17 protein-coding genes are annotated in these 18965 nt (G+C 38.6%); 3 read left to right on the top strand and 14 right to left on the bottom strand.

Annotated elements, in window-relative coordinates; translation table 11 throughout:
* Positions 1 to 65: 65 nt before the first annotated feature.
* Complete coding sequence (locus ACIQ0H_RS09250) at positions 66 to 1169, top strand: nitric oxide synthase oxygenase (protein WP_403413618.1); 1104 nt, start codon at positions 66 to 68, stop codon at positions 1167 to 1169.
* A gap of 529 nt (positions 1170 to 1698) precedes the next feature.
* On the opposite strand, the gene ACIQ0H_RS09245 is transcribed toward ACIQ0H_RS09250, so the two are convergent.
* Positions 1699 to 2058 (bottom strand): MmcQ/YjbR family DNA-binding protein, encoded by a 360-nt coding sequence (locus ACIQ0H_RS09245; RefSeq protein ID WP_403413616.1) that lies wholly within the window; start codon positions 2056 to 2058, stop codon positions 1699 to 1701.
* Positions 2059 to 2497: 439 nt separating this feature from the next.
* Between ACIQ0H_RS09245 and ACIQ0H_RS09240 the strand changes: the two genes are divergently transcribed.
* Positions 2498 to 3139, top strand: coding sequence for a hypothetical protein (locus tag ACIQ0H_RS09240; protein ID WP_403413614.1), 642 nt, complete (start codon positions 2498 to 2500; stop codon positions 3137 to 3139).
* A 179-nt stretch (positions 3140 to 3318) separates the two neighbouring features.
* On the opposite strand, the gene ACIQ0H_RS09235 is transcribed toward ACIQ0H_RS09240, so the two are convergent.
* The 6 genes from ACIQ0H_RS09235 to ACIQ0H_RS09210 form a co-directional block, all read right to left on the bottom strand.
* Positions 3319 to 3822, bottom strand: a complete 504-nt coding sequence (locus ACIQ0H_RS09235) for an SRPBCC family protein (protein WP_403413612.1) — start codon at positions 3820 to 3822, stop codon at positions 3319 to 3321.
* 196 nt (positions 3823 to 4018) lie between these two features.
* Positions 4019 to 4702, bottom strand: a complete 684-nt coding sequence (locus tag ACIQ0H_RS09230; protein ID WP_403414468.1) for an HAD family hydrolase — start codon at positions 4700 to 4702, stop codon at positions 4019 to 4021.
* 358 nt (positions 4703 to 5060) lie between these two features.
* The gene (locus ACIQ0H_RS09225) at positions 5061 to 5156 is read right to left on the bottom strand and encodes a conserved phage C-terminal domain-containing protein (RefSeq protein ID WP_403413610.1); all 96 of its coding nucleotides are present in this window, start codon (positions 5154 to 5156) and stop codon (positions 5061 to 5063) included.
* A gap of 3 nt (positions 5157 to 5159) precedes the next feature.
* Complete coding sequence (locus ACIQ0H_RS09220) at positions 5160 to 5540, bottom strand: hypothetical protein (RefSeq protein ID WP_403413608.1); 381 nt, start codon at positions 5538 to 5540, stop codon at positions 5160 to 5162.
* Positions 5541 to 6039: 499 nt separating this feature from the next.
* Complete coding sequence (locus ACIQ0H_RS09215) at positions 6040 to 6558, bottom strand: general stress protein (protein WP_403413606.1); 519 nt, start codon at positions 6556 to 6558, stop codon at positions 6040 to 6042.
* Complete coding sequence (locus ACIQ0H_RS09210) at positions 6555 to 7127, bottom strand: GNAT family N-acetyltransferase (RefSeq protein ID WP_403413604.1); 573 nt, start codon at positions 7125 to 7127, stop codon at positions 6555 to 6557. The genes ACIQ0H_RS09215 and ACIQ0H_RS09210 overlap by 4 nt, the downstream gene beginning before the upstream one ends.
* A gap of 795 nt (positions 7128 to 7922) precedes the next feature.
* Here ACIQ0H_RS09210 and ACIQ0H_RS09205 point away from each other — a divergent pair.
* The gene (locus ACIQ0H_RS09205) at positions 7923 to 8387 is read left to right on the top strand and encodes a DUF3888 domain-containing protein (protein WP_403413603.1); all 465 of its coding nucleotides are present in this window, start codon (positions 7923 to 7925) and stop codon (positions 8385 to 8387) included.
* A 298-nt stretch (positions 8388 to 8685) separates the two neighbouring features.
* On the opposite strand, the gene ACIQ0H_RS09200 is transcribed toward ACIQ0H_RS09205, so the two are convergent.
* The 7 genes from ACIQ0H_RS09200 to ACIQ0H_RS09170 all read right to left on the bottom strand — a co-directional run bounded on the left by ACIQ0H_RS09200 (position 8686) and on the right by ACIQ0H_RS09170 (position 18716).
* The gene (locus ACIQ0H_RS09200) at positions 8686 to 9051 is read right to left on the bottom strand and encodes a YhfM domain-containing protein (RefSeq protein ID WP_403413602.1); all 366 of its coding nucleotides are present in this window, start codon (positions 9049 to 9051) and stop codon (positions 8686 to 8688) included.
* A 182-nt stretch (positions 9052 to 9233) separates the two neighbouring features.
* Positions 9234 to 10040, bottom strand: a complete 807-nt coding sequence (locus ACIQ0H_RS09195) for an HAD family hydrolase (RefSeq protein ID WP_403413600.1) — start codon at positions 10038 to 10040, stop codon at positions 9234 to 9236.
* A gap of 248 nt (positions 10041 to 10288) precedes the next feature.
* Positions 10289 to 10525, bottom strand: coding sequence for a hypothetical protein (locus ACIQ0H_RS09190; RefSeq protein WP_403413598.1), 237 nt, complete (start codon positions 10523 to 10525; stop codon positions 10289 to 10291).
* 140 nt (positions 10526 to 10665) lie between these two features.
* Positions 10666 to 14103, bottom strand: coding sequence for an alpha-N-acetylglucosaminidase (locus ACIQ0H_RS09185; protein WP_403413597.1), 3438 nt, complete (start codon positions 14101 to 14103; stop codon positions 10666 to 10668).
* Between the two features lie 611 nt (positions 14104 to 14714).
* Positions 14715 to 15146, bottom strand: a complete 432-nt coding sequence (locus ACIQ0H_RS09180; protein ID WP_403413595.1) for a hypothetical protein — start codon at positions 15144 to 15146, stop codon at positions 14715 to 14717.
* A gap of 278 nt (positions 15147 to 15424) precedes the next feature.
* The gene (locus tag ACIQ0H_RS09175; RefSeq protein WP_403414466.1) at positions 15425 to 17482 is read right to left on the bottom strand and encodes a catalase; all 2058 of its coding nucleotides are present in this window, start codon (positions 17480 to 17482) and stop codon (positions 15425 to 15427) included.
* Positions 17483 to 17627: 145 nt separating this feature from the next.
* Complete coding sequence (locus ACIQ0H_RS09170) at positions 17628 to 18716, bottom strand: branched-chain amino acid aminotransferase (protein WP_403413593.1); 1089 nt, start codon at positions 18714 to 18716, stop codon at positions 17628 to 17630.
* Positions 18717 to 18965 lie beyond the last annotated feature (249 nt).

Genomic DNA, 18965 nt, shown 5'->3' with positions numbered 1-18965 from the left:
AAAGTCATTCTGAAATTGATTCAATCATATGTCGATGATAAGCTTACTATATGGAGATGATGCAAATGGTTCATTCTACTAAAACCAATAATTTACTAGTGGAAGCTACACAGTTTATCCAAAATTGTTACGATGAACTAGGAATGTCCAACGAAAAGCAATTGGAACGAATTGAAGACATAAAAAACGAAATAGATACTACTGGTACCTATACGCATAAGTCTTTTGAATTAACACACGGAGCAAAAATGGCTTGGCGGAATAGTAATCGTTGTATAGGCCGATTGCTTTGGAATACTTTACATATTTTCGATGCACGGGATGTACGTACAGCAGAGGATGCATATGAAAAATTAATTGAACATATTGATTTTGCGACAAATGAGGGGAGAATCCAATCTACAATTACGATTTTTGCACCTCGTAATAATGGAGTAGATCCTATTCGAATTTGGAACCATCAATTACTTCGCTATGCCGGATACGAAGAGGCTGATAACGTAATTGGTGATTCAGCTTCTATTGAAGTGACAAAAATGTGCGAAGAAATGGGTTGGAGAGGGGCTAAAACGCCTTTCGATATTCTTCCTCTAGTCATTCAGGAAACAGGAAAACAACCTAAATTATTTGAAATTCCTGGCGAAATTATTAAAGAAGTGCCCATCATTCATCCGGAACTTGATGGAGTTAGTCAGCTGAATGCAAAATGGTATGCTGTTCCAATCATTTCAAACATGCGTTTAGAGATTGGCGGCATCGATTATCCGATGGCTCCGTTCAATGGTTGGTATATGGGTACTGAGATTGGAGCAAGAAACTTAGCGGATCCAGACCGTTATAATTTATTGCCAAAAATCGCAGAAATAATGGGACTAGATACGAAGTCAAACCGCTCACTGTGGATTGATAAAGCTTTAGTAGAATTAAATATCGCGATATTGCATTCTTATCAACAAGCTCAGGTAACGCTGGTTGATCACCATACTGCAGCAAAACAATTCAAGATCTTTGAAGAAAATGAACTAAAGAGCGGGCGAGCTGTCACAGGTAATTGGGCATGGCTGATCCCACCACTCTCACCTGCATCCACTCACATTTACCATAAACCGTATAACAATGAAATCTCAACCCCGAACTATTTTTACCAAGGGGATCCTCGAGAAGACTAAACGGACGATTAAAGTCACTCTATTTTTTTCGAACTTGTAATCCTGTTATGCCAGTACCTTTATAGTTGTAGATATTTCAACTGAAAAAAGAGGATATTAAGAAAAAGAGATCCATAAACCGGGTCTCTTTTTTTGTTAGAAAATAGTTATTTCCGCTATATATTTCTAGTCAAAAGTAACTTTAATATTCACTTCTCTTATTCAACTGACCTGATTGTTAACGTTATATATAGCTAAAATGTCACCACCAACAAAGCAGATAAACATGTATGACGAAAGGTTATTGGATGCTACCTCTGAAAGAGGAAGGTCAATCAACTGTGGTGTTGTAGAGCGCATTTCTTAGTTTGAGAATGGAGTGTGGAATGGAAAATAAAAAAGAAAGAGCAAAGTACTCTTTCAAATGTAGGATAAGTATTAATAAGATTATCTAGCCTATTAGATCAGTTTCCATAACAACATTTTTTTATACAACTGTAGGGATTTTAAGAATATAAACTACGAGGCAAAAAAGTTTCGAACTTAAAAATTACTTTGGAATGATTTGATTTTGGACTTTTTTTGTCAGTTTTTCAAAAACTAAATCGTAGGAATGTAGAATTAAATTTTCTAAAAAATCATTGGATAGATTTGAATCAAAATAAATAGAGTTCCAGTGTGTTTTATTCATATAATGCCCAGGAATAATACCTTGATAGGTTTCTCTTAATTCTTCAGCACGACTAGGTTCGCATTTCAAAGTGATAATTGGCTTTCTTTGAGAGTCTCCTCCCATCATAGCAAACATCTTTCCGCCAACATGATAGCGATCTGCTTGCCAGTCTACTTGGTAATCATGTGTCATTCCGGGTAGTGTCAGACAAAATGATTGAAGTCTAGCTTTATCCATTTATAAGTCTCCTTTTATAAAACGATTACTAAACACACATGTTCGATTACATTTATTATAATCAAAAACCTATTTATTTCAATAGCTTTTGTAAATGTAACGAATTTACTTGTAATAAAACATGAAAAGAAAAAAGACCATTACTCCTTGGTCTTCCCTCTTAATAAATCTAGTTTTTCAATGACGATTAAATAGCAGAGGACGCAAGTTATAAAAGCTTCGGCAAATAAACAGGAATATCGAATTGAAGGAAAAAAAAGGGTATCTTAAATGTGCATGTCAAAACGTGGTAATCCGGATCTATATAACAAACTTGACGACGTTCTTCGGGAACTTAGGATATAAAACGCAAACACGGAACGTCCAACTGGCGTCCTTTTGTATACTTATTTCCATATTATTGGTATAATATGTTTGAATTCGAATGGAGGAATTTTACATGAAATCCAAATTATTATTAGGTTCGATTATTCTTGTTGCTGGTGTTGCAATCGTGGGCGTACGTGCATACACGGGAATGGGGAACGCAAGCGCTGACTACGAAATAGAGAACATAAAGGTTGTCGAAGTTCCAGAGGAATCAACGGAACCCGTAACTAAAGCTTACGACGAGGAAATGAGCTTGTGGATTTCGGAAATAAATGCACTCCTTTCCGCACCGTTGGATGACCCTCGTTTGAACGAAGCGAACAATGACGAAGGCTTCGAATATTACTTGAAGGCACAGAAAGTCATGGACTTATACCCGAACCTGGAAGATGTAAGTGGCACTGAATTCGGAATAGAATATAGTAATTTTACTATGCTTGCCGCTCGGATCGGGCATTATCAATTTGAACGCACTGCGCATTTAGACTCGTACGGGCGAGCGAAGGAAGACACGTCACTTTCCGACAAATGGAAACCGATGCATGAAAATATGATACAATCGTTCGAATACTTGAAGCAGATGGTGAACGACCTTGACGTTGCGATTAATCATGGCGGGGAAGGCGAAACGTTTGGCGTGACCCATCTATTGAATGGCGGCAAGGTTTCAGAAATGGAAGCATTTATCTCTGGGAAAACGATGGATGATTAATTCGCTTTTGAGCCCTTGGGAACTCCAATAGGGGTTTCCGAGGGCTCAAATAGCCTCACCCGAATCCAACAACTAAAAATAGAATAAGTACAAAGTTATACATTTTTTTGTGATTCGAAAAGAAACCAAGTGAGAAGATTAGCTTTATCTTCATAGACATTCGGTGATTTACCTTTACATCAGTTCTGCTTAATCGATTCCTTAGACAAATAATCTTCTAATTGATTGAAGGTACCTGAGAATCCTTCTTGAACCATTTTTTGTGATTCTACAAAGGTTTTAAGTTCCTCTTCTGTTGCTGATATAGGAGTCTCATTCATCGTAACGGTTGTTTTGCCGTCGCGTTCTATGAACGTAAATGTATTCTGTACTTTCAGAGGCCAGGAATTGTCAAAAGGTGCACGCACGACATTGCCGTCTTCATCGGAAAAGAATTGAGTATAAACAAACTTTTCCGGAACGCTAATTTCATCATAAATGAATTTGACCCACATGATATCGCCGTCAGGGGATTTCTGACTATAGCGGAAGACGCCTCCTTGGCTGAAATCGAACGTAGAAACATTAAACTCCCATCCTTTTGGTCCCCACCAATTTCGCAGATGTTCAGCTTGGGTAAACGCTTTAAAAACAATCTCCCGGGCAACATTGTACGTGTGGTTGATTTCAATAATAGCAGACATAATTTTCCCTCCAATAATTTAATGATCCCCTACGCGAATACTTCGTTAAGGAAATATTCGTGTCAAGGACTTGATATTTTTATAATAAAAGTAATGAGGTTTATTTTTATAATAACCAAAGTATCACTTTTTACACATTATGACTTAAATATGTATTAAGGTCGCCTTACCTTGTTGTAGAAATGCAGCCATTCGTTTAATAAGACTCACTGTATTGTTTGTTCAACTTTTCAATGATCAATGGCAATTCCACTAAATCATCAACTATATAATCTGCATCGACATTTCCCCATTGAAAGTCTTTCTTCCAGACCCCTTTCATCCCCACCTTCTGGGCACCTAACACGTCATTTACGGGATGATCCCCAATAAATATACTCTCACTAGCTGTAACATTTAGTTTCTCTAATGCTTTGTTAAATATTTGGGGGTCTGGTTTTTTGATTCCTTCCCATTCAGATACTAAAATAAGATCAAAATACTTTTCAACCCCTAACGCTAGAATATTGTCCATTTGAAACTGCCCATAGCCATTTGTAATCATTCCCAATAGGAGATCATTCCTTTTTAATTCCTCCAACATATCAATGAGATGAGGAAAGGGAATACAGTGATTCTTAAATTCACTGATATAATCTTGAAGTAGTTCTTCCCAAGTAATCGCAGTGCACTCAAATTCTTCGACTAGTTGCTGATATACTTTATCTTTCCAAACGTATCCACGACTATCCAATTCTATAAACCTTGTCATATATTTCTCTTTCGAAATATGTCCTATTTGCGCTATCAATCTGTCGTATTGTCTATCAATAAACATTTTTACAGACTCATCTCTATTCAATAAAGTTCCATCCAAATCAAATATCGCCGCTCTTATCATTGTCCATTCCACACTCCCCATTCATCATACTTACTATCCTTCTCTATCCATCAGACAAAATCCTTTTCCACTAAACTGCTCGTTAGCTCAATAAAACACAAATTTCTTTTATTGCTTAAAATTTTTATAAGAACATATTTACAGTTCCCATTTGAGTAGTAACAATTAATTAAAGTAGAAAACAGAAGTCACTTTTATCAACCTGCTCATGACTCTCCATCCCTCACACCTCCCCTTTGCTAAAGTCTAATTCGAATAGCTGCGGCGGACCGCTTTCTGGCGACTCGCTTCCCCTCGATTTTTCCAAAAAGTTTTCAAAATTCATCGCATTGAATAACGTGGAAGGGCGTTAATATTTCTACCAATGTGGATCATTCAGCCATTTTTCAGCTTTCGTATCAATGACCTTTTTGAAATCCACAAAAGTGTACCCTTCACTGAAACGCCCTGTCACCGATCACACCGTCACCTTCGAAGACGCTTTAAATTGCTTGCTCGCTTTGTCATTCAAATAATCAAAGTCAGACACAACGTCGAGATCGTTCTCGACATGTTCTTTTTTAATACTCTTATTCTCTTTAGTTATTGCTAGGGGCATTTTGCCCTCTGTAGAGGGGGCAAAATGCACTCCCTCTTGAGCTGATTTTGCCGTCATTGATGATGCATCTTGCACTGACTGCCGTTGATGCTTTTTATCATGAATGTGATACCCTTTCGTCTTGTCCATTTTAATCCAATTATACGAATAAGCCGCAACATTACACCTTTTATCTTCCAGTTCTGGAGTCACTCTTTTGATCGTTTCGACAGACAAAAATGGAAATTTTTCATTTTTCAACTCTCCATATGTTTTGTAAACTCACTTATGCCCATCCCGAATAGTAGTCGAGATGAGCAATTTAAAATATAGTAGCCGAAGTAAAATGGCCGTATTCAACCGCACTTGAAGCGGTGACTCTTTTATTAGTAAATTCATCACGAATCCTCCTTGGTGTTTTCTGACGACAGCACGACGTCTTGCGCCTAGACGAATGTTGCCTTCACCCTCTATATAGATAATTCATTCTAAAAAGTGGACAAAATGATGGAAATTTTTTTCTTTACGCAAATAATGATTACAGCCATAAGAATGCACCACTTCTATCCAGTTTTTTATAGTGATTGCCGCCAGACTTACCAATGGGTAACATCAAGAAAGTGTAAAGTTACAACATTTTGGGTTTTGAAAGATAAAAAAGCCTACCCCCTCCGTTTCTTGAACGAGGAATTAGGCTTATGAATTTTCAACAATCGCGATCGATATTCGAAAAAGAAGTTGGACAAGAAAATCCACTTACTTATGAAATTCGTTTAAAATCTCTATTTATACAGGCTCTCTTTAATTTTTTCGTTTTCAATAAATTTCTAACATCGGAGCTGTTATCGTATGAAAGTTGAACATAAAAGTAGTTAATAAACTCTAAAATCGCAAAAATATAAATAAACACTGCTAATAATAAACCACCCAACGGCAATGCCGAGTGCCATCTAACAATATCTATCGCAAACATAATGATTGAGACAATAATCAACCCAAAGTTTATTTTCTTTAAACTTTTTAATCGTCGGATTACCCCAACAGAAGTTATAGATTTATTTTCGTTTCTTAAACGTTTCAGTTTCGTGTACCAATAAATAGAGCCTTGCAGTAAAAGAAATTCTAAGAAAAAGAAGGATGCCCAAAAAGAATAAAGTGTGTATAATCGCAGATTAGGGTATGAAAGGTTCAATAAATAACTAAGAGGTATAAACAAAATTAGTGAAAATAATTCTCCTGAATATAAATATATAAGTCTGTTTTCTAACCTTTTCTTCAATTATTTCTCTTGCCCCCTTTTAGCCAATTTTCTTTTGTCAAATTCATATTAATAGAATCTATCCATTCTCCTTCAAATTCTAGTTCATTTTTATCGATACTATCTATCACAAAGCCAACCTTTTCATAAACATACTTAGCCCTTGGATTGAAATCAAAAACACTTAAAGTAAGTTGATGAAGTGTAGTGTTTTTAAATACATAATCAATTATAAGTTGAGTTGCTTCAGTTCCTAATCCACGATTTCTTCCCTTTGGTCCAATAAGTATCCTAAAATTCATGCTATTATTTTTTTCATCATATAAATTGACTACTACCTCTCCCACTAAGACACTTTGGGATTTGTCAACAATAGCAAGATCCAAGCGATTGGTTTGTTCATTTCTTGTATTGTACCAATGGAGAATTGGTTCCTTATCAAAATCCGAAGTGCTTCCCGTCAGTTTTATTACTTCAGAATCATTTAAGCATTCCTCTATATAAGGAAAATCCTCATCTATAAAAGGTCTAAGAACAACTTTCTCGCCTTCTATTAAGGGTTTATGACCTAAATATATCAATACACTCACACTCCATTATTTTCAAAAAATATTTCCCTGTATTATCAGTTATCTACTAAAATTAACCTGCCTGTGTAGTGCAAGCGAAAAGTTAAATACTCGGAATTTAAAACACCTTACCTGACAATATGGACCGATTGTGGAGTAGCTCAGCTTTATTGCCAGGTAACAACTTCCTACTCAATCAGTTTTCCCAAATCTTATTAAGCAATCGTCCCTTTTAACTGAAGAACAATTACATTGAAAAGAGTGTATTTGTACAGTCTTTCACCATATGTTTCCTTTTATTGGTATACTCACTTTCGAAAGCATTAGTTTCTGTATTGAAGTAACTACAACCTTGTTGAATTCCCCTGTTTTTTTCTCTCTGGATGTATACATATTTTTCTTCCGGTTCATCTTTAAAAATGACACGGGCGCGTGTTCTGTTTATACCTGCATCTTTCTTTATTGAAAGAATGCTTTAACTTCTAATAATTCATCGGAATTATATCCAAGCTTAAGAAGGTGATTTTTTGTTGTATTTTCCATTAATAAGGAGCGAACAGGGTTACCATTAAATACATCATAAACGAGAAAAGGCACCCCTATAATAACTCCATGAATAATAAAAAAAATAAACGTTTAGTTACTTTCAGTATTCTTCCCCCCTTTTTAAACAATCTGGCTCTTTAATATTACTCCCACCGAAAACTGTACTTTTTTATCCACTAATTAATTTTTCATCCATTTAAAAATAGAAATATTTGGTTGAAATAAGTTAATGTTTTCTGAACAAAATAAACATTAAAAGGTGGTGTTTAAATGAAAAAAGTTATTATAGTTCCTTCTTTTTTACTGTTATTTCTACTATCAGCAACAATTACTTACGCTGAACCAAATTATTATCAACCCGCTGAAAGGTCAAAAGAAGAACTCGTGATGGACATGTATTTCTCACTACTTTTACCGAATGTTCAAAAAGCAGTATCTAATTACTATTCAGATTATCTTACCATAAGTCCTTTAGTGTATCCGTATCAAATAAATATTCTAAAGATGGAAAGAACTAATGGATATCGAGGTTTCATATTTTTAGTAACCCTTGAAGTTACTCCAGTTGTCGGTCCACATAACCCAGTAGGCAGGGACCAACTAACATTTTCTATAACTCCGGGTGAAGTAAAACTTAAAAATTTTACTCATATGGAGACTTATGAACTTCCTCCGAATTGGCAAGACATTATTAAAAAGAAGAAATACTTACATGCCTTGAATCTTTCGCATTAAGTCCCCATTTCGGGATTTTTTTATTGGCAAACCTTTATAATTATATGCATAGACCAAACACAAATAACGTTTTAACATAAATCAAAAAAAACACTCAAATGAATAATTACACTAAAATAAAAATCCACATTTACAAACACCTATTTTCTCGGTTAGTAAAATGCGTCCCTATTAGCTGTAGAGACTCTTCGCGTTAGTTGAAGTAGGAAACGGTATTCACTTTATTTCATTAAGGAGTTTTAAGATGTTTATATGATAAGAAAAGGCAAACCATAATCTTCCCTTTGTACATCAAGTATTAATCTTTATTAACAAACTCATTTACCTCGTGAGTGGAACTAGTTGAAAGTAAATATATCGTATGAGTGTCTTTTGTGTTCATAATCGTTCCATCGTCTTCTGTAATCCAGAGGAAATACGATTCTTCACCCACACTGAAGGAATACTGTGGATTTTCCATATTCGCAATGCCTGGTTCCTGAGTCGAATCACTCACTGCTTTATTGAAGATAGCGATTTCATTTGTTTCCTTCAAATCTAATTGTTCCATTTTTGTCTCAGGGTCACTATTTTCCACCGGTCCACTTGTTTCAATTTGTTCTTTTTGAGTACAACCGACCAATAATAGTCCGACAGCAGCAAGTGCAATAACTAATTTATTCATATTATCCTCCTTTTAACAGTAGACGTACATCGCCTAAGAATAGTTACATGATCTCCTTTTCAGACGATACTAACTGCTAGTAAAAAGAACAAGGAACCGAAAAGACCTATTCGCCACCACGAATAGGTCTTCATTTTCCCATGCTATTTTATTAGTCTTTCTCCAACAGAAAATCCGTAGCCCTATTGTAGAGCCTCTTTCTTAGTCAACGACTCTAAAATCGGGAATAGTTTCTCTAAATCATCAATTTCATATGTCGGTGTACTTCCTTCAACCAACTCTTTTTCCTCACGATTAATCCACACTGAACGCATACCCACGCGCGACGCACCTAAAATATCTGTCATCAAATTATCGCCTACCATTACCGCCTCATCTGCCGCAATTCCACATGTTGTAAGCACATGTTGGAAAATGGATACGTCTGGCTTTCCTTTACCGAATGCACCGGAAATGACGATATGATCAAAATAGGGGGCGATCTCAGGTGTAATTTCAAGTTTCGTTTGTTGCAAACTAGGTGAACCATTCGTTAGCAGCACAAGTTCGAATCGTCCTTTTAACTTGTCTAGCACACTAAAAGTCTCTTCATATATAAAAGGATGTTTTCTCCGCTCCTCCGGGAATAATTCAGCCAACTCACTACCAAGTTGCGCATCTTCAATCCCAAGTCGCTGCAGTCCTTTCGTCCATGCTTCACGACGATAGCCTGAAACGATCACTTTCATCTTCTGAAAGAATTCCCCCGCATCATCAAACGTTCCCCAAAGCCCTTCGAATGGATTAATGCCAATCATCTGTGTGAATTCGTATGTATCATATGCAGCATATAACTCCCTGGCTTCAGCTCGAACCGCCTCTTCAAGCGCTGTAGGATCAATCTCATGAAGCTGTGCCGCCCGCTCACATGTCTTCCTAAATGCAGTCGCTACGCTTTTTTTATCCCATAACAATGTATCATCTAAATCAAAAATTAGTGTTTTAATCATTAGTGAACAACTCCTTTTTCATTTATAGGTTGAATACGTGTATCCATTGAGCAAAGGTACTTGGCTTATAGCGACAGGCATCCCCTAGCGCCTTAGCAGGTTCAATGGAAGTCATTATTTCAACTGATCTAGTCCAGTATACATCACTATCAGACTCTTTAGCAGGATAAAAGATGAGTTAAATACAGTCCACTTTTCATAAATTTAAGGTTGTTCAATAGAAAATCATAGCCTCTCCACAACTAACGTTATAAGCGATAAAGAAATTCTACTTCTCCCCAAATTTCCTTCAAGCGTTTTCCCTCAATCATCCCATTATCTAAAAGTTCTTGTGCTGTTTTAAAATAGGTAAAACGCTTTTGATCCTCACCAAGACCTCTGCCTTCTGGGACATTAATTATTCCATATAATTTGCCATTAAATTTAAATTCAATTTCATGTCCAATATGTACATCTCTTTCTAATTCCTCATAGGTGTAATTCAATTTTTCACTCCTATCCTTTTCCCCACTATACGACATTTCCAGTATATTTCCCTCCGCTTTGATACAATATAAAGCACTTCAAAAAAGACCCACCTGAACGTTTATTAAACAGCCAAGGTGAGTCTCCATATTTAATTGTCTTATCGCCTTACCGCAAAACCATCAAATTCTACTAAACCTTTTTTCCCAGATACTACGTTTGTTGCCGTCATGAATAATCCCACGTCCTGCGTTGCTTCTGTACTAGAAATAGTTGCTGTACCTACTGTTGTCCAAGTCTCCCCATCCTGGCTACAAGACCCCGTAAATGTTTTGCCATTCTTAGTGAGTTTCAAATAAACAGGCCCCGAGAAATCTTTTTGAGAAAAGTTATCGAAATAACCGTCATTATTTGAATCCCACGAAAGCACACAGCCGTTTCCTGGGGTAAGCGCTAAATTTACAGTTCCTGTTGAGCCATATTGGGTCATATCGTTCCGAACCATGATCCCAGCTCGCGCCCAAGCCCATGTATCATCCTGACTCACTACTCGTGTGATGACTGTTGTTCCATCCTTCATCTCTTCTTCGCGGTAAATGGAACCAAATTCATTCGTCCCACCCCAAAGATCCGCTCCCCCCCCATAAATACCAAATAAATTGCCTGATTGGCCAAAAGTAGAGTCATTAAACGAAACGGTTTTGAATTCTGCTCCAACTGCATTGGCTGTCATCAGCTTCACTTCACTTGTGGAACTTTGACTTTCGTCCCCAATCCGATACGTGGCTTCTGCTGTCAGCATTTCAACAAGTTTGTACTGTGCTTCCTCGTCAGATAGCGTAATGCCGTACTGAACAGACATTAATTCACCTGGCGCTAGAGATGTAGATGTTGTGTCGCCAAGTGGTTTCACATTAAATCCTGTGGCAGAATGTAATGCAAGGTTAATATCCTCCACTGTCGAAAAACTATTATCATTCATAAGTGTCAAAGTGACTGTTACCGTCTCTCCCTTAGCGATTGCTCCACTAGATGCGGAGACTTCACTTGTTAATGGAAATCCGAATGTCGATAGGTTATTAAGCACGTCCTCTGAAATTTCATGAATATCGCCAACTGGTGTCGTTGGATAGTCGTTTTGACTACGCGCCCACTCATCTCCCATTGCATACCAGTCAATCTGCTGAGGTTGTCTATTTTCATCTAGCGCATTACTGAGTTCAGTAAAGTAGGTGTTCCATCTGTCATAATAGAAACTCTCGACTAGACCTCCCCATTCACGATTAGCGTAATCATGTAGGCCCCCTCTAGAAGGTTGGGCATGTCCCCAAACTGTAATAAGCGAACGGGCATCATACTCATATTTTGCGGCTTCTTCTTTATCTGAAGCCCATGATTGTGCTTGTTTTAGCCAAGTCCCCAACAACATTTGGTCGTTTGTAGAAACTACTTCATCCATTAGTTTCATCCACTCAAGCCATTTTGTCGTATAGCTTGTAAATAATGCTTTATCTTTGGCGTCATAGGCTTCTTTAATTTTTGGTAACAAGACACGGCTTTGATTTGACAGCACTTGGCGGGTAACATCCATTAGATCATACCGATATGCGCTGCTGTCTCTCAATTCCGGAGCTACTTGAAGAAGTTCTGATAACGCTTGATTGAATTGCTGTGTATTGTACCGTTCACTTGCAGGGGACCATAAAGCCGCAGTATCCACGCTTAAGCTTGGTTGAGCACCAAACAATCCGTCATGCGCCTCACTCCATCCATCTGCAGGCATATTGTAGGCGGTATCCTGTAATGTTTTCCATGCTGCTTGTGCATGTTTGTCTACCTGTCCATATCGGCGCTCCGACCACTTGGCAAACCAACTATCCATGTCGACAGGACCGTCTTGCCAAGCCATTTCAGTAAGGAAGTCAAAGGCTACTGGATTATTATTACTTCCTTCTGGCATCAGTGCTATGCCCGAAAGATTACTTCCTGTTTTGTTTTTCCATTCCCAATACTTTTCGTTCCATACGGACATATTCGCCCCCATGGTTGTATGGCCTCCAAAATTCCAAATAGAACCGAATGCATAAGGTGTATCTGGCCAAGTCGATTCTCGATTGAGGTCCGAATAACGATCTGATAAACCATCTAGGATCAGAATCTTGTCTTTATCAAGAGAAGAAATCAACTGTTTGCTTGGATTGTTTTGCCAGCCAAGAATTGTCCAAATTGCTCCCGGATGCGCTTGTTGAAGAGCAGACTCTACCGCTTTTGCCGCAGCTGGGATAGGAACATCTCCCGGTCTTCCCCCTTCATGTAAAAGATCCATCTTGAACATAGTTGTCTTGCCAAATCGTTGTGCTTGTTTTTCGTAAAATGTCTCCGCAACTTGAGGGAATAGCTCATTTCTAGGATCAAGCCAATCTGGTCGAACAAATCCGGATATCCAATCCCCTTGTGGAATTACTCTCCCTTGTGGATTTTTGTCTACAAAATCTAAAGGAACGGTTCCGAAATAACCCGGAAATACAGGTGTCATTCCCAGTTCACGTAATCGATCAGCTATTTTCTTGCCAAGCTGCGCTCTTGCATCAATCAACTCTTCTGTAACAGGTCCTCCAAAACTACTCATATTTTGGAGTAACCACCAAGGTTGGTGACTAGGCTGTGGAATCCAATTGAGCATCTCCTCTGAACTGTAGCCAAATTGCTTAAAGGTGTCATAATACACGGCTTCTTGTCCCACCGTTACGAGTACTTCATTGACTCCTTGCAAGGCAAGAACATCTATCGTTCTCTCCCATTCCTCCCAATTCCGATAGGCTCCTGTATAGCCATCATCTGTATCATTTAAGGCAAATCGATGCGGTACATTGGCTGTTTTCTTCAATTCAGCTTCAGGCGCAGGTAACGTTTTAGGTAAATGTAATTGTTCCCCATTCCAATTGATATTTCCATTGGCTGTATATTTTAAATACCAATTAAAACCTGTTAACAAAACAGCTGGAGATGTTCCCTGAATCTGAATCTTCCCAGGGGTACCCGTTAGTTTAAAATAATCATTGCCGTCTTCATCCTGTGGTACAGCAAGAAATTCAACCTGTTGGTAATGATCCGGAATCAATCTTTTTAGTGACTGTATTGCCGGTTTAGTGTCAAAAACACCTTCTTCAGGGTTATCCTGATTGAGCAAATCATCCGTAAGGGCAGTTAAATCCGTAAATGCCTCGTCAGAAATCAACTTGCTGTTATGCAACTTAGCAAGTAATTCTTTAAAGCTTGTCAAATGCTTCACAACCTTGTCAGTTGCCCCTGTTTGTTCATAACGTACTACGGCAGTCAAGTGAACTTGAAGGGAACGAGCGGTAGTACTATTAGCGAATTCTCCCGATTTCTGAAACTCTTCAACGAGTTTCAACAAATCCGCTACGGTTTGAATGTTACTTTGCTGTCCACCCACTTTTTCCTTTGCCTCCACTGCATGTTCAGAACGATTTTCCTGCATCGCATGAACCTGGGTTGGTGAAGGGAACATTCCTAACAACAAGACGACTAATAAAAACAAGACTCCACACTTTTTAAGATAAAAACGACTTTTCATCATCATACACCCCCACAAATTTTAAAAACTAATTTTCTGTATGGATTCTATAAAAGTACTACTCTAAGTACTTTAGATTAGTCGATTCATCCATAGATGTATGGTTCAAGTACACACGATCCTATTAAATGATTTTAGGATCCTATTCAAACAAATAATGCTCGGATTCCTATTACTTCTTATTGTTTGCTCACCTCCTTCAATCCAACCTAGAATTCCATATGATCATTTCTGATTTTTTGTGCTAATATATAATAATTTTCTCTATGGTGTTTAGTTTCGTATTCAAAAATTCTCCTCTACATAATCACCAACTTCAATATTCGCATTATTCAGACTCCCAACTACGGATGATTTTATATGAATAGTATTGTCTGGTCAACCCACCCAGTTAATAAAATGTAAAAATGGTTAATTTCACACATCTATAAATAAGTCCTTAAAACATTAGTAAACGTAAAAAAATCCCCACAAAAGACTCGAAGAGATTTTTCCGTTTCTAAATATAGGTCAAATAAATGAATACATTTGAGGGTATGCATCCTCAAAGCGTTTAGTTGAAAAAGCATCAGGTTCTAAACCATTTCGAGTTATTAATAGTAACTCGCACCTCAAAAACGAGCTAATTTTCCTGCCTTTCCAAATTTGTCAACAATTTTTAACGAATCTCCAACGTTTCGATTCTTACTCCGCAGTTCATCCAATGCTGCAGTTAATTGGGCAAACGCTACAGCAATTTCTGCTTGGCTAGGGATATGTGCAAGCACCTCTTTGGCGTTTGCTAGTGCTCTACTAAAGGGTGTCCAGCTTTCTGCGATGTAGTTTTCTTCTTGCTTTTTATCAACCTTAACAATTAATGCTATCAATGAATTCTTACTGATTTCATCATCGATCAACTTGTCCAACACAGCTGCACTTTCGTTACTATGTTTCCCCATGGCATTTACCTGTGTTGGTAGTGGATAAATTCCACACAACATGGTGACAACTAACAACAAGATTCCAAAATTCTTAACATACACACGGCTTTTCTTACTTTTCAACATCAAGCACCTCCGCAAGTTTTCTGATGGATTCTATGAAAGTATTGGTATATGGACCATAGTTTAGTCATCTATCCAAAGATAAATGGTTCAAGTACACATAGATTCCTAGCACTTCTTATAATTCTCTCTACCCTCCACTAGAATGTATTCGCGTTGAATGGACAACCCATCCAGTCAACCATATGTGGGAACTGTAAGTCATATTCATAAAAAAATACCCGGTTCCAAAACAATTCAGGATTGTTTTAAAACCGGATACGCCAAAAATATACCCCTCAATAAATCTGCCTATTCCAAAATCGTTGCTGTGCGATTGCTTTGACAAACTCTTGATCGAAGTCCGGATTATCGGTTGCGAAAACAATCCCTGGCCCCACTTTGGCATTTGAGGCTTCAAAAAACGCCAGCCCCGTTGTAGCAAAACCAATGGGCTTAAAATGCTTGAACGCCTCGTCGATAAAATACTCGATATTATAATTGAACTTCGCTTGATTTGCTGCTGTACCCCCAACGACGTACAATGCATCAAACAACACGGGATCTGTCGTCAAGAATGTTTCATTGGCCATTACTTTTAACCCATCTGTACCGCGTACAGCTCCTAACTTTTCGCCGACAATGTCAACCGTGATGCCATAGTTTCTGAACGTTCTTACGGCCGCCTTCACTTCTGCGCCGTTAAAGTCATTGCCTATTAACACGCCAACCTTCAATGTTTGCGGAAACCATACCGTATTCGCTTGACTGAGTGCTGGTGATGATGCGGTGACAGGCGATTGTACAACTGCTGTCGGTGGATTCACTCCAACACCTTCCGCAATGAGCGTTGCCATCTGCTTATCAACATGCGCAAACATATCCACCACTTGTTGTCGCACGCTACGGCTATTTACTTTGCCTACCTCAAAGGTGAACGCATCAATGATATGCTGCTTTTCCCAGGATGACATACTGTTCCAGAAAAGCCTTGCCTGCGAAAAGAAATCCTTAAACGAATCGCTACGTGCTTGAATGACACGGCCCTCTACTTTTTCCGGGTAATGTACAAAGCCGCCCTCTTGTGCAGTTGAAGTAGAGGGTGTATTATCTGCAAGGGAATTTTTATGATAGCTAATCTTTCCAACATTGATCGTCTGCCGACTATACCCGTTGCGCTGATTATTATGGAATGGACAAACAGGCCGATTGATTGGTATTTCTGTGAAATTTGGACCGCCGAGTCGGATGAGCTGGGTATCTAAATAAGAAAATAATCTACCTTGTAACAATGGATCATTCGTAAAATCAATACCTGGCACGACATTTCCCGGATGAAATGCTACTTGCTCCGTTTCCGCAAAAACATTATCTACATTGCGATTTAACGTCATCTTGCCAAATATCTTAACGGGAACAATCTCTTCAGGCCAAAGCTTCGTCGGGTCAAGAATATCAAAATCAAACATGAATTCATCTGCTTCATTGATCATTTGCACGCCTAGTTCATACTCTGGAAAGTTGCCATGTTCGATCGACTCCCATAGATCTCGGCGCTGGTAATCAGGGTCTTTCCCCGAAATTTTTTGTGCTTCATCCCAAACTAAAGAATGGACGCCTAGTAAGGGTTTCCAGTGAAACTTCACAAATCTAGATACCCCTTGTGCATTGACGAATCGAAACGTGTGTACACCGAAGCCTTGCATCATACGAAAGTTCTTTGCGATGGCTCGGTCGGACATTTGCCACATCACCATATTTGCCGATTCTTGGTTGTTGGCAACGAAATCCCAAAACGTATCATGCGCAGAAGAAGCTTGTGGAATTTCATTATTCGGTTCCGGTTTAATGGCATGAATGAGATCCGGAAACTTCAACCCATCTTGGATGAAAAACACCGGAATGTTATTGCCAACGAGATCATAATTCCCTTGCTCCGTATAAAACTTCACCGCAAAACCTTTGACATCCCGTACAGTGTCTGACGAACCGGAACTTCCTACCACATTCGAAAATCTAGTAAATACCGGCGTAATGGTTCCAGGTTCCTGTAAAAACCCCGCGGTCGTGAATTCCTTCATTGATTCATACAATTCGAATTCCCCGTGCGCCGCATAACCTCTTGCGTGGACAACCCGCTCTGGAATTCGTTCATGGTCAAAATGGGTTACTTTTTCCCGAAAATGAAAATCCTCCATTAATGTTGGACCACGGACCCCCGCTTTTAATGACTCTTCATCATTGGAGACTTTCAACGCTTGGTTGGTCGTCATTTTCTTTCCAAAGTTATTTACACGGTACTGTTCCAACTGCCGATCCTTGCTGTTTCCGGCGACAATCTGCCTTTCATTTTCCAATGATTTGTCCACGCAATCCCCTTTCCTTTGCCTAACATAGATGCATCATTACTATATGCAAGCCTTTTGAAAACCGGCACAAGCGCACACAAAAAAGGATAGCTCAAGGGCTATCCTTCTTGCACCTGATATAAATATTCGTGCATTATGCTTTGATGGTGTCAGCAACCTCTACAACCCAACCAAATGGATCTGCAATTTTTCCATACTGAATAGCCGTAAACTCTTCATATAGCTTTTCAGATAAACCACCAATTTCACCGTTATTAATGATGATTTTTTCATCACGCCAATTGAGTTCGCCAATCGGAGAAATAACGGCTGCTGTTCCCGTTCCGAAAGCCTCTTCCAACGTCCCCGCTTGATGCGCCGCATAGATTTCTTCAATGGAAATTTTACGCTCAATCACTGGGATATCCCAATGATTTAATAATTGGATGATGGATTTCCTCGTAATTCCCTCTAAAATACTGCCATTCAAAGCAGGCGTAACGACTTCACCGTTAATTTTAAAGAAAACGTTCATGCTACCGACTTCTTCAATATATTTTCGTTCTACGCCGTCCAACCACAGCACTTGTGAATAGCCTTTTCCGTCAGCGATTTCTTGGGCTCTTAAGCCGGATGCGTAGTTACCTGCTGTTTTCGCCATCCCGGTTCCGCCTGCTACAGCCCGTACGTATTCATTCTCAACCAAAATTTTAACGGGATGGATGCCTTCTTTGTAGTACGACCCGACCGGGGACAGAATAATGATGAACTGATATTTCTTCGAAGGTGCAACCCCTAGATACGGCTCTGTTGCGACCATGAATGGTCGTATGTATAAGGATGTGCCCTCAGCTGTTGGAATCCATTCTTTATCGATTGTCAAGAGTTCCTTTAACGCATCAATTGCACTTTGTTCAGTAAATTGAGGCATACATAAGCGATCACTTGACTGATTCATACGGCGCATATTTTCCTCAGGACGGAACAGGAGGACCTTGCCATCTTGACCGATATAGGCCTTCATTCCTTCAAATACGGTTTGACCATAGTGGAATATCGTAGCGGCAGGATCTAACGCGATCGGTGCATATGGAACAATTCGATGCCTCGTCCATCCTTGCCCTTCACAATAATCCGCAATAAACATATGATCTGTAAATACTCTTCCAAATTCCAATTGATCGGATGACGGTTTTTGTTTTTTGTTTTCGCTTAATGTGATTTCGATTGTGTGTTTAGCCATGATGTTTGCATCTCCCTATTCCTTTTTTTATTCCGATCAATTGTTACTTAAAAAGGAATATCAAGATAAGCCCAAGTAGATGGCTTCATGATATTCCTTCCTCATAGCGATTTGCGGAATTCATTTTTCTGATAATATTGATTATACCAACACATCGAACAATATGCTATCCTATCCTAAAAAAAATATTTACAATCCTATTTGTGTGCTACCCGACTGAATGTAGCGTATTCAGTTCACAATAGAAGT

The sequence above is a fragment of the Sporosarcina sp. NPDC096371 genome (assembly GCF_044762865.1).
Lineage (GTDB): Bacteria > Bacillota > Bacilli > Bacillales_A > Planococcaceae > Sporosarcina.
Note: the sequence above shows the minus strand (reverse complement) of the source record. Positions and strands in the feature narration are given on the sequence as shown.

What these genes read in the sequence shown, in the direction of transcription:
- ACIQ0H_RS09205 (WP_403413603.1), top strand. Translation starts at nt 7,923, where the DNA reads ATGAAAAAAGTTATTATAGTTCCTTCTTTTTTACTGTTATTTCTACTA.
- ACIQ0H_RS09200 (WP_403413602.1), bottom strand. Translation starts at nt 9,051, where the DNA reads ATGAATAAATTAGTTATTGCACTTGCTGCTGTCGGACTATTATTGGTC.
- ACIQ0H_RS09245 (WP_403413616.1), bottom strand. Translation starts at nt 2,058, where the DNA reads ATGGATAAAGCTAGACTTCAATCATTTTGTCTGACACTACCCGGAATG.
- ACIQ0H_RS09240 (WP_403413614.1), top strand. Translation starts at nt 2,498, where the DNA reads ATGAAATCCAAATTATTATTAGGTTCGATTATTCTTGTTGCTGGTGTT.
- ACIQ0H_RS09195 (WP_403413600.1), bottom strand. Translation starts at nt 10,040, where the DNA reads ATGATTAAAACACTAATTTTTGATTTAGATGATACATTGTTATGGGAT.
- ACIQ0H_RS09170 (WP_403413593.1), bottom strand. Translation starts at nt 18,716, where the DNA reads ATGGCTAAACACACAATCGAAATCACATTAAGCGAAAACAAAAAACAA.
- ACIQ0H_RS09235 (WP_403413612.1), bottom strand. Translation starts at nt 3,822, where the DNA reads ATGTCTGCTATTATTGAAATCAACCACACGTACAATGTTGCCCGGGAG.
- ACIQ0H_RS09250 (WP_403413618.1), top strand. Translation starts at nt 66, where the DNA reads ATGGTTCATTCTACTAAAACCAATAATTTACTAGTGGAAGCTACACAG.
- ACIQ0H_RS09185 (WP_403413597.1), bottom strand. Translation starts at nt 14,103, where the DNA reads ATGAAAAGTCGTTTTTATCTTAAAAAGTGTGGAGTCTTGTTTTTATTA.
- ACIQ0H_RS09230 (WP_403414468.1), bottom strand. Translation starts at nt 4,702, where the DNA reads ATGATAAGAGCGGCGATATTTGATTTGGATGGAACTTTATTGAATAGA.